This window comes from Winogradskyella undariae, assembly GCF_013285155.1.
Lineage (GTDB): Bacteria > Bacteroidota > Bacteroidia > Flavobacteriales > Flavobacteriaceae > Winogradskyella > Winogradskyella undariae.
The window spans coordinates 178,736-191,448 of record NZ_JABTEL010000006.1 but is presented as its reverse complement, the minus strand read 5'-3'; the positions used below and the strand labels follow the sequence as shown (position 1 = coordinate 191,448).

8 protein-coding genes are annotated in these 12,713 nt (G+C 34.5%); 6 read left to right on the top strand and 2 right to left on the bottom strand.

Annotated elements, in window-relative coordinates; all coding sequences use genetic code 11:
- Positions 1 to 139: 139 nt before the first annotated feature.
- Both HSX10_RS10505 and HSX10_RS10500 read right to left on the bottom strand, forming a co-directional pair.
- Entirely contained in the window at positions 140 to 2,620 is a 2,481-nt protein-coding gene (locus HSX10_RS10505; protein WP_173588173.1) for a polysaccharide biosynthesis tyrosine autokinase, read from the bottom strand.
- Between the two features lie 6 nt (positions 2,621 to 2,626).
- Positions 2,627 to 3,427 carry a polysaccharide biosynthesis/export family protein gene (locus HSX10_RS10500; protein WP_173588172.1) on the bottom strand — a complete coding sequence of 267 codons (801 nt, stop codon included), beginning with the start codon at positions 3,425 to 3,427 and terminating at the stop codon, positions 2,627 to 2,629.
- 102 nt (positions 3,428 to 3,529) lie between these two features.
- Here HSX10_RS10500 and HSX10_RS10495 point away from each other — a divergent pair, with 102 nt between their 5' ends.
- The 6 genes from HSX10_RS10495 (at position 3,530) to secA (ending at position 12,628) form a co-directional block, all read left to right on the top strand.
- On the top strand, positions 3,530 to 5,392 hold the full coding sequence (locus tag HSX10_RS10495; protein ID WP_173588171.1) for an ABC-F family ATP-binding cassette domain-containing protein: 1,863 nt from the start codon (positions 3,530 to 3,532) through the stop codon (positions 5,390 to 5,392).
- 288 nt (positions 5,393 to 5,680) lie between these two features.
- Complete coding sequence (locus HSX10_RS10490; RefSeq protein WP_173588170.1) at positions 5,681 to 6,451, top strand: O-methyltransferase; 771 nt, start codon at positions 5,681 to 5,683, stop codon at positions 6,449 to 6,451.
- 168 nt (positions 6,452 to 6,619) lie between these two features.
- Entirely contained in the window at positions 6,620 to 7,309 is a 690-nt protein-coding gene (locus HSX10_RS10485) for an ABC transporter ATP-binding protein (RefSeq protein WP_173588169.1), read from the top strand.
- Positions 7,310 to 7,909: 600 nt separating this feature from the next.
- Complete coding sequence (locus tag HSX10_RS10480) at positions 7,910 to 8,485, top strand: cob(I)yrinic acid a,c-diamide adenosyltransferase (protein ID WP_173588168.1); 576 nt, start codon at positions 7,910 to 7,912, stop codon at positions 8,483 to 8,485.
- Positions 8,486 to 8,869: 384 nt separating this feature from the next.
- Positions 8,870 to 9,091, top strand: coding sequence for a DUF2795 domain-containing protein (locus HSX10_RS10475; RefSeq protein WP_008272287.1), 222 nt, complete (start codon positions 8,870 to 8,872; stop codon positions 9,089 to 9,091).
- Between the two features lie 180 nt (positions 9,092 to 9,271).
- Entirely contained in the window at positions 9,272 to 12,628 is a 3,357-nt protein-coding gene (gene secA, locus HSX10_RS10470) for a preprotein translocase subunit SecA (RefSeq protein ID WP_173588167.1), read from the top strand.
- The last annotated feature ends 85 nt before the right edge of the window (positions 12,629 to 12,713 follow it).

The window sequence follows — 12,713 nt, the reverse complement described above, 5'->3', positions numbered from 1 at the left end:
TATTCCAAATTAAATTTAAACGACTTAATAAAACATCATTAATTTTTCAACTTTTCACTTTTCACTCTTAACTCTTAACTCTTAACTCTTAACTCTTAACTCCTAACTCTTAACTCTTCACGCTTCACTCTCAACAAGATTAAATCTTCTTAACAAAATTCTTTATCTTCTTAAAGATAGAATTATCATCTTTTTCATGATATGCATTACCATAAACGCCATAACCGTAGCCATAACCATAGCCGTAACCATAGCCATAACCGTAATTGCTATTGTTTTTATGTCTATAGAAGTTAAGAACAAAATTCACATTTTTAAGCTCTCCTGTACGTTGCTTCGCATTAACCAATTGCAACATCCCTTTTTTAGTATAATCTAGGCGTACCATAAAAATAGTAGCATCGGCATATTGTGTTAATTCTAAAGCATCCGTTACTAAACCTAAAGGAGGTGTATCTAGAATAATCACGTCATATTCTTGTTTTAGAGTCGTGATTAATTCTTTCATGTGATCACTCATTAACAATTCAGAGGGGTTTGGAGGAATAGGACCTGAAGTGATAATATCTAAATTTTCAATATGCGTATGTGTTGTAATTTCATCGAGTGTACCATCACCAATAAGATAATTTACAACCCCTTTCTCGTTTGTAATATTAAAATCATCAAATATTTTTGGCTTCCGTAAATCTAAACCTAATAAAATGGTCTTTTTACCCGAAAGCGCATAGACAGTAGCAACATTAATTGAGGTAAACGTCTTCCCTTCCCCACTGACAGAAGAAGTAACCATTAACGTATGTGCCAAACTCTCTTCTGTTCTCTGGTTTTTAAAAATAAACTGCAAACTCGATCGTATGGCTCTAAAAGATTCTGCTACTGCAGATTTAGGTTTCTCGTAAGCCACCAAGTTATTCTTGTAGCGGTACTTCCCGACCAAACCTAGTATCGGAATTTTAGACATCCGTGTAATCTCATCAGAACCATGAATGGTATTATCTAACAAATACACGATAAAAACTAAAAACATAGGAATGAAGAAACCGAGCATTAGGCCCATCATATAATTAAGACTCTTATTAGGGCCTATTAAACCACCTCCGATATCTTTAGCTTCATCTACAATACCAAGATCAGAAATATTAGCCGCTTTAACGATAGCTGCCTCACTACGTTTGGCCATATAAATATTATAAGCCTCTTGACTCATATCTAATTGCCTTTGAATCTTTAAAAATTGTTGTTCATCTTCTGGCAAACCACTTAACTTAGATTCTAAATTAGCCGCATTACGATTTAAAGTCCCTATACGTACACCTATAGTTCGTTTTGTTGCATTTATCGTTTCTAGCAATACATTTTTTTCAGAATCAATACGGCGATCTAACTCTTTAAAAAGCCCTGAGCCTTCTTTCGTTGTGTATTCTAAATTTTGACGTTCTGCTGCTAAAGTCACAATTTTAGAAACACCACTAAGTACATTCCCTTCTTCTATACCAACACTCGTCGGCGCGGCAATATTAGTATAATCGGTTTTTGTATTTAAATAAACCTCAAGATTCCCTAAATAATCGAGCTTAGATTCTTCATTTTGTTTTTCTAATTCTAATTGGCGTAATTCATCTGAAATCTGAGCGATTTCAGAACTGACATCAAAAACCTTATTTTCACTACGAAATGCATTCATCTCGTCTGTAAAATCTTTAAGATTTGTATTTACAGCCGCCAAACTACTGTCTATAAATTTAATAGTATTAGTAGCATACAAGTTTTTACGTTCCAATTCAGTCTCACTTAAAATTGTAGAAGTCGCATTTAAAAAATCTACAATTTTAGCTTTGTTATGCCCTGTTAATTGCAGTCTTAGAATATTAGAAGAGGACTCAGAATAAGTCCCAATAGTAATGGCTGATTTATAAGTATTAACAACACCATCAAAATTACTAAACTGAAGAAAATATTCAGCTTCTGGTTTTATATTCTGTAGGGGTTTAACGACTATGCGACCATTAAGAAATGGCAAAGTAATTAGCTCACCACTTTTATACCTTTTTTTAAACGCTCCACTTGGAACCGTAATACTAGACTTTGATTTATCGCCATAACTCTGAGCAGTGGCTCTTGTCTCTTCAAAAGCTGTAAAAACTTCAAACTCGTTTGCATTTATAAAACGAATTCCTACGGGATAATTAAGGACCTGTCCTTTAGATTTATCAATAACAAACTCAAAAGGAGCACTCTTATAAATATCTATTTTACGATACTTGCCTTCCTCTAAATAATCCATGTAATACTTAAGAGAATCGACTACTATTTCATTATGAGTCCGCGTTTTAATCGCGGTCATTATTTTACCAACTTTACCCGAAACACCACCCCAATTAAAGGAAATACTAGTATTGGCCGTAAAAAATGGATTCTGATCGTTATCTACAGAAATTAATGAATCTAAGCGGTACACATTTTGCTGTCTTGCATTAATAAAATAAGCGATTAGTATAGCAACTCCAATGCAAATCAATACAAATTTCCAAAGGTTTAAGACTTTAAAAAGAAAACCTCTAAAGTCAAAACTCATGCTTTGTGAGTCTTGGTCATCCATTTCGTCGTAATCTCTCATAGGTAATTATAATCTAGAATAAAGTAATACGGCTGTAGTAATTAAAGAAAGTATAGAGGCGATAGCAGTTATACTAGACAATGCTGTTTCCCCCGTCCCTATAGATTTTTGCTTTAATGGCTTCACATAAATTATATCATTAGGCTGTATATAATAATATGGAGACTGCATCACTTTTATATCTGTTAAATCTAAATGGTGTATTTTTTGTCCTTGAGGATATTGCCTGATAATTAAAACATCTTTTTTATTTCCTGTCACAGGGATTTCACCCACATTAGCGATAGCTTCAAATATATTAACACGTTCTGAAAATAACACATTACTTCCTGGCGACCCTACCTCTCCATTGGCGGTGTAACGTAAGCCTGCTAATTTTACAGTTACAAAAATATTAGCAGTTTCTTTAAATTGCTCATCAAGTAACTTGGCTTCAATAAGATTTTCAATTTCTTCTGTGGTAAACCCTAACACATTTAAATACCCTAAGGTTGGTATTCTAACATTCCCATGCACATCTACCGTAAAGCCATCAAAATAAGCACGCTCTGCACTACTTGCATTTAAATCGCCATCACCTGTTGGGTTTAATATTGATACCGTTTCTTGATCAAGCGCTTTCACTCTTATGTTCAAAATATCATTAACTTGAATACGGTAGGGTTTCTGAATTTCTGTAAGGTTATTTACAATACTATCATTGGAAGCATCTTCCTTTATTTGTAAGTAAACCGTATCTTTATGTGGAATACAAGAGGACACCACAATACAACATAATAAAATAATTAAAAGCTTAATAGGCTTCATAGTAACTATAGATCTTAGGAGGCAAATATAATCTATCAACACTAATATTAAAACTAATACGATTCTTTTTGGTTTATTTCCGTTCTTTGTAAAAAAACAACTTTGAATTACCTTAACGTAGAAAACATATCAAAGTCTTTTGGCGAGTTAGTACTCTTTAAAGATTTATCATTCAGTATTCATAAAGATCAAAAGATCGCTTTTGTCGCTAAAAATGGAAGTGGAAAAACATCGATCCTTAAAATGTTAGCTGGAAAAGACACGCCTGACGATGGGCAAATAGTCGTTAGAAAAGGATTACGATTGGCTTTTTTAGATCAAGAACCCGATTTAAACCCTGAATTAACCCTTGATGAAACCATCTTTGCTTCAGATATTCCGATTTTAAAAATCATTGAAGCCTACGAACATGCGTTACAAAACCCTGAAGATGCTGATGCCTATCAAAAAGCATTTGAAGGTATGGATCGTCATAATGCGTGGGAATTTGAAACCCAATACCAACAAACCTTATCGCAGTTAAAACTAGATGACCTTACCGTTAAAGTTAAAACGCTTTCTGGTGGACAGAAAAAACGTTTGGCTTTAGCACAAGCCTTGTTAAGCAAACCCGATATCCTTATCCTCGATGAACCTACTAACCACCTTGATCTTGAAATGATTGAATGGTTAGAAGACTATTTTGCCAAAACACAACAAACGCTTTTTATGGTAACGCACGACCGTTATTTCTTAGAACGTGTTTGTAATGAAATTATAGAACTCGATCATGGTCAGCTGCATACCTACAAAGGAAATTACTCATATTATTTAGAGAAGAAAGAAGCCCGAATAGAAAACCAAGCAACTGAAGTTGGTAAAGCCAAACAACTCTTTAAAAAAGAATTAGATTGGATGCGTCGCCAACCTAAAGCACGTACCACAAAATCTAAAAGTAGAATTGAAGATTTCCATGAAATAAAATCTAAAGCAAGCCAACGCCGTAACGACCACCAAGTGCAATTAGAAATCCATATGGAACGTTTAGGGAGTAAGATTATTGAATTCCATAAAGTTTCTAAAGCATTTAAAAACAAAACTATTTTAAAGGATTTTGAATACACCTTTAAGAAAGGCGAACGTATTGGTATTATTGGAAAAAACGGAACGGGAAAATCGACCTTTCTTAATTTACTGACTGAAACCCTTCAACCTGATGCCGGAAAAGTAGTCATTGGAGAAACCGTAAGAATTGGGTACTATACACAAGGCGGTATTAAAGCTAAGCCTAACCAAAAAGTTATTGATGTTATAAAAGAATTTGGTGATTATATCCCCTTAGCTAAAGGCCGACAAATTAGTGCTCAGCAATTATTAGAACGCTTTTTATTTGACAGAAAAAAGCAATGGGATTTTGTTGAAAAACTAAGTGGAGGTGAACAAAAACGTCTGTATTTATGTACTGTTTTAATTCAAAATCCAAATGTTTTAATTCTCGATGAACCTACAAACGACTTAGATATTGTAACCCTAAATGTCCTTGAAGATTTCTTAATGGATTTCCCTGGTGTGCTTTTAGTAGTCTCTCACGACCGTTACTTTATGGATAAAATTGTAGATCATATGTTTGTTTTTAGAGGCGAAGGTGTTGTTGATGGTTTCCCTGGTAACTATTCAGACTTTAGAGCTTATGACAGCAGTCAATCTAAACAAATTGAAGTTGTCGCAAAAACAGATAACACAAAATCGACTAAACAAAACGAAGTCAACAAACTAGATTATAACGAACAAAAAGAGCACAAAAACTTAGAGTCTAAAATACGATCTTTAGAGTTAGACAAAGCCGCTTTAGAAACTAAGTTTCTTAATCCGGAGTTATCGCAAGAGGAAATTACAAAACTATCAGATCAACTTCAGGTCATTATTGATACTATAGAAAAAAAGGAAACACGTTGGTTTGAATTGTCTGAAAAATTAGAGGGGTAGTTGAAAGGTGATTTGGTGATTTGGTGATGTGGTGATGTGGTGATTTGGTGATATGGTGATGTGGTGATGTGGTGATGTGGTGATGCGGTGATATGGTGATGTGGTGATGCGGTGATGCGGTGATGCGGTGATGCGGTGAAAAACTAATATTTTGACATTATAAAAGTAATAAATGAATCATTTTTAAAACTCCGCAACGCTGTCACTTTAAAACAATGAGAACCTGAAACTCTGAAACTCTGAAACTCTGAAACTCTGAAACTCTGCGAGAAAAATAAAACCAAAACATTGTACCAACTAAAATCTTACATAAAATTCTTAACAAAAGCCACCAACCAACACGGTGTCCACTCCCCTTTTGTATACAATTTTGTCACAAAATGTCTTTATGACAAGACATTTTACGAAGCCTACAATCCGTTAAAAACTTATAAAAAGGAATTAAAGAAATCAAATACACTTTTACAAGTTACAGACTTAGGAGAAGGTTCTAAAGCTCTAGATGCGCACCAAAGAAAAGTAAGCAAAATGGTCAGTACCTCTAGTAGTTCTATAAAAGATGTCAAACTACTTTACAGACTTTCAAAATATTTCAACTTTAAAAACAGCTTAGAATTAGGAACTTCGTTAGGCATGGGCACTTACGCTCTAGCCCTAGCAAATCCTAAAACTAAAATTACCACGATTGAGGGTTGCCCAAATACTTCAGCCTTTGCTAGCTCTCAATTAAAACAAAAAAACATTAACAATGTTGAATTTATAATTGATGATTTCAAAGAAACCATCCCCAATTTAAAAGATTCAAATTTCGATTTCATCTTCTTTGACGGTCATCATAATAAAGTAGCAACCATCAAATATTTCGAAGCCTTATTACCTAAAATTCATAACGACAGTATTTTTGTTTTCGATGATATTTATTGGTCTCAAGGCATGACGGAAGCTTGGAACTACATTAAAAATCACGATGCCATAACTGTAACTGTAGATACCTTTCATTTAGGTTTCGTTTTTTTTAGAAAAGAACAAAAGAAAGAACATTTTAAAATTAGACTGTAACAACCTAACTGTTTTAGCGTCTTATGATATAACAACTGCAAAAACCTTTTATCTTACAGGTAGATTCACAACTAATATCGTATGTGAGGTTGAGCGCAGTAAAAACCAAATAAAATTGTACTTTTAAGACCTTTCGACTGCGCTCAAGGTGACAAAAAATATAAAATTATGAGTGACAACGTCATTGAAATTAGAAATATCATTAGAGATTTTAAATTAGGACAAGAAATCGTTCATGTCTTAAAGGGTATCGATTTAGATATTAAACGTGGTGAATATGTGGCCATTATGGGACCTTCGGGTTCTGGTAAGTCGACATTAATGAATTTATTAGGTTGCCTAGATACTCCTACAGGAGGTTCTTATAATCTAAATGGAAAGGATGTCAGTAAAATGAGTGATGATGATCTTGCAGACATTAGAAACACAGAAATCGGATTCGTTTTTCAAACTTTCAACCTTTTACCAAGAACCACAGCTTTAGACAATGTAGCTTTACCGATGGTCTATGCCGGAATTTCTAAAAAAGCAAGAGAAGAACGTGCTACAGAAGTCTTAAATGATGTAGGCTTAGCTGACAGAATGGATCACAAACCGAACCAACTTTCTGGTGGACAAAGACAACGTGTTGCCGTAGGAAGAGCTTTAGTCAATAAACCCTCAATCATTCTTGCCGATGAACCAACAGGAAACTTAGATTCTAAAACAGGTGTGGAAATCATGAAACTCTTTGGAGATATTCATAAATCAGGAAACACAGTAATCATGGTAACGCACGAAGAAGATATTGCAGCCCATGCCAAGCGCGTTATTCGTTTACGAGATGGTGTCATTGAGAGTGATACTTTTAATTCATAAAAAAGGGATACGAGAATTTGGTGATTGTGGTGATTGTGGTGATGTGGTGATGTGGTGAGCCTACGAATTATGCTATTATTATAGCCTTTAATCTCTTCTTTAAAAAAAGTAATGTGGTGATGTAGTGATGTGGTGAACCTACCAATTATGCTATTATTATAGCCTTTAATCTCTTCTTTAAAAAAAGTAATGTAGTGATGTAGTAATGTGGTGATGTGGTGATGTGGTGATGTGGTGAACCTACCAATTATGCTATTATTATAGCCTTTAATCTCTTCTTTAAAAAAAGTAATGTGGTGATGTAGTGATGTGGTGATGTGGTGAGCCTACGAATTATGCTATTATTATAGCCTTTAATTTCTTCTTTAAAAAAAGTGATGTAGTAATGTGGTGATGTAGTGATGTAGTGAGTCTACGAATTATATTACCGTCTCACCATCTCACCATCTCACCAACTCACCAACTCACCAACTCACCAACTCACCAACTCACCAACTCACCATCTCACCAACTCACCATCTCACCAACTCACCATCTCACCCATAAAAAAAACATTTTCAAACACATAACATTTAACTCATAACTCTTAACTTTGTTTATATGAAGGTATACACAAAAACAGGAGACAAAGGCACAACTGCCCTTTTCGGTGGCACACGTGTCCCAAAGCACCATATAAGAATAGAAAGTTACGGTACCATTGACGAACTCAACTCTCATATTGGTTTAATCAGAGATCAAGAAATCAACCCAATGTATAAAAACACCTTGATGGATATTCAAGATCGTTTATTTACCGTTGGCGCCATATTAGCAACCGATCCTGAAAAGGCAACCTTAAAAAATGGTAAATCACGTTTAAATATCCCTAAAATACACACCAAGGATATTGAGAAGTTAGAGAAGGAAATAGACCTCATGGAAGACAGCCTACCACCTATGACGCACTTTGTGCTTCCTGGCGGCCATCAAACCGTGTCATTTTGTCACATAGCACGTACTGTGTGCCGTAGAGCTGAACGCTTAGCATCTCACCTTAATGACTTAGAACCGTTTCAACCCGAAACTTTAATGTATATCAATAGACTATCTGACTACCTTTTTGTGTTGGCACGGAAGTTGTCTTATGACTTACAAGCTGAAGAGATCAAATGGATTCCGAATAAAGAATCTTAAAATAATAATCGTCAGTTCAATTATTCTAGCCTTTTAGCCAGAATGTATTGAGAACAAAGTTTAATAATAATCGTCAGTTCGAGTATTCTGACCTTTTCGTCAGAATGTATCGAGAACCTAGATGATTAAACTAATATTATTTTAAACGCTTAAGACTAAAAAAGCAAAAAATTAGTCCGAAAGCAAAAGTTGAAGATTACACGTTCTTTTAATTAATGATGAAACATTTATAAGTGAAATTTGATCGAATTCAAAATGCACTAATATAAATGTTAAGCGAGACCAAAAAATTAAAATATTTATTTTAAGAGTTAATTAATTTGATTTTTTCTTGAATTATTCAACTAAAAAATTATTTTTGCAAAAATTAAATTACACGCAATTATGTATTGGACATTAGAATTAGCATCTTATTTAAGTGATGCACCTTGGCCGGCAACAAAAGATGAGCTTATTGACTATGCAATTAGAACAGGAGCACCATTAGAAGTTGTAGAAAATTTACAAGCGATAGAAGATGAAGGAGATTCTTACGACTCTATCGAAGAAATTTGGCCAGATTATCCTACTGACGAAGATTACCTCTGGAATGAGGATGAATATTAACATATAAAATTATCACAAAAAAGTCTCTTGCGTTATTATAACTGAGGGACTTTTTTTATTTTCGGATACATTTTAATCTGAAATAACCTATATGTTCTAAGATGTAAATGATATCTTAGAACAACTAACTGAAATTAATACTAAGATTGGCAAATGCCAATCCGTTACAAATGATTAACTATGACTTTTTTAGATAAAGTACTTAAGGTTTTTGTTGGAGATAAATCCAAACAAGATGTAAGTGCCATTAAACCTATTGTTGAAAAAATAAAAACTTTCGAGAAAGCTTTAGAGGCCTTATCACACGATGAACTTAGGGCAAAAACTGCCGAGTTTAAAGCTAAAATAGCAGAAGCCAGGCAACCCTTAAATACTAAAAAAGAAGACCTTTTAGAAAAAGCAAAAAATACTGAAGATATTGATGCTCGCGAAGATCTTTATCTTGAAGTTGATAAAATTGACGATGAGATTTACGAAATAACCGAAGGTGTTTTAAACGATATTCTTCCTGAAGCCTTCGCCGTCGTTAAAGAAACAGCAAAGCGTTTTGTTCATAACACACAAATACCGGTAACAGCAAATGCTTTTGACCGTGAGATTTCCGGAGAACACGATTATGTCAACCTAGAAGGCGATCAAGCTATTTGGGAAAACTCTTGGGATGCTGCAGGTAAACCAATTACTTGGGACATGATTCATTATGATGTTCAGTTAATTGGAGGTATTGCAATGCACCAAGGAAAAATTGCAGAGATGCAAACAGGTGAAGGTAAAACTTTAGTTGCAACACTTCCTGTATATTTAAATGCTCTAGCGGGTAAAGGCGTACATCTAGTAACTGTAAATGATTACTTGGCAAAACGTGATAGTGCTTGGATGGCACCAATATTTCAGTTTCATGGTATGAGTATCGATTGTATCGATTTCCACACACCAAACTCTGATGCACGTCGTAAAGCTTACAATGCAGATATTACTTACGGAACAAATAACGAATTTGGTTTCGATTATTTACGTGATAACATGGCCAATTCGCCAGAAGATTTAGTGCAACGTCCACATCATTATGCTATTGTAGATGAGGTCGATTCCGTTTTAGTCGATGATGCACGTACACCATTAATCATCTCTGGACCAGTACCTAAAGGAGATATACATGAATTTGATGCATTAAAACCTAAAGTAAATGCCATTGAAGAAGTACAACGTAAATATTTAATTGGTGTTTTAGCAGAAGCTAAAAAACTGATTGCTGCTGGCGATACTAAAGAAGGTGGTTTCTTATTATTAAGAGCTTACAGAGGGATCCCTAAAAATAAAGCATTGATTAAGTTTTTATCTGAAGAAGGGATCAAGCAATTACTTCAAAAAACAGAAAATCATTACATGCAAGACAATAATAGAGAAATGCCTATTGTAGATGCAGAACTCTATTATGTAATTGATGAAAAAAACAATCAAGTTGAATTATCTGATAAAGGTGTTGAATTCCTTTCAGGTGAGGATGATCCCGATTTCTTCGTGATGCCAGAAATAGGAATTGAAATCGCTAAGATTGAAAACAAGAATTTATCTTCTGAAGAAGAAGCTGATCTTAAAGAAGAATTATTTAAAGACTTCGGAATTAAATCGGAACGTATTCATACGCTTAATCAACTTCTAAAAGCTTACGCCTTATTCGAGAAAGACAACCATTACGTTGTTATGGAAAACAAGGTTATGATTGTTGATGAGCAAACAGGTCGTATTATGGATGGCCGTCGTTATTCAGACGGATTACACCAAGCGATTGAAGCTAAAGAAAGTGTAAAAATTGAAGCAGCTACACAAACATTTGCTACAGTAACCCTTCAAAATTACTTTAGAATGTACCGTAAACTATCTGGTATGACAGGTACAGCGGTTACAGAAGCGGGTGAACTTTGGGAAATCTACAAATTAGATGTGGTTGAAATTCCAACCAACAGACCCATCGCTAGAGATGACAGAGACGATTTAGTTTACAAAACAAAACGTGAAAAATACAATGCCGTAATTGATGAAGTTACTGCTTTAGCACAAGCTGGAAGACCTGTATTAATTGGTACAACTAACGTTGAGATTTCAGAACTATTAGGTAAAATGTTAAGCATTCGTAAAATAGACCATAATGTCTTAAATGCGAAACAACATAAGAAAGAAGCAGATATCGTAGCACAAGCAGGTAATGCGGGTCAAGTTACTATTGCAACCAACATGGCTGGTCGTGGTACCGATATTAAATTAAGTGATGAAGTTAAAAAAGCAGGAGGTTTAGCCATTGTAGGTACTGAGCGTCACGATTCGCGTCGTGTAGACAGACAGTTACGTGGTAGAGCTGGTCGTCAAGGAGATCCAGGAAGTTCACAATTCTATGTGTCTTTAGAGGATAACTTGATGCGTTTATTTGGTTCTGAGCGTATTGCTAAGATGATGGACAGAATGGGCTTAAAAGAAGGTGAAGTGATACAACACGGTATGATTTCTAAGTCTATTGAACGTGCACAGAAAAAAGTTGAAGAAAATAACTTTGGTGTTCGTAAACGTTTATTAGAGTATGATGATGTCATGAATGCACAACGTGAAGTGATTTACAAACGTCGTCGTAATGCCTTACATGGAGAACGTCTTAGAGTCGATTTAGCAAACATGATTTTTGATACCTCTGAAGGTATTGCAGAAAGCAATAAAAACGCTAATGATTTTAAAAACTTTGAATTTGAATTGATTCGTTATTTCTCAATGGCATCACCTATTTCTGAAGCTGAATTCGGGAAAAAGAATGCAACAGAAATTGCAGGAATCATTTACAAAGCCGCTTTTAAACATTATCGTGAAAAAATGCAACGTGCTGCAGATTTAGCATTTCCTGTCATTGAAAATGTATATGACACACAACGCGATCGTTTTAAAAGAATCGTGGTGCCTTTTACTGATGGTGTTAAAAACTTACAAGTTGTAACTGATTTAGAAAAAGCATACGAAACTAAAGGAACACAGTTAATTAATGATTTTGAAAAGAACATTACTTTAGCAATTGTTGATGATGCTTGGAAAGTACATTTGCGTAAAATGGACGAATTAAAGCAATCGGTTCAGTTAGCTGTACACGAGCAAAAAGATCCGTTGTTAATTTATAAATTTGAGTCTTTTGAATTGTTTAAAGCCATGATTGACCAAGTGAATAAAGATGTTATTTCATTCTTATTTAAAGGTGAAATTCCACAGGAAACAGCAAATACAATTCAAGAAGCAAAACAACGTAAGCAAGAAAAATTAGAAACTCAAAAAGATGAGATTCCTAATTTAGATGAGCGTTCTTCTCAAAATAGAGCTGCAGGTGCAGGAGCTTCACAACAACAGCAACAAGTTGTTGAAACGATTGTTAGAGATCAACCAAAAATTGGTCGTAATGATAAAATAACGATTAAGAACGTTATGAGCGGAGAAAGCAAAGACGTTAAATACAAACAAGCCATTCCTTTATTAGAAAAAGGAGAATGGGTATTAGTTGAATAATGTAATTTCTACGAAAGTAGAAACCGAATAAATAGAATTTAAAAATCCTGATGTAACCCATCAGGATTTTTTTGTTTTATACTTA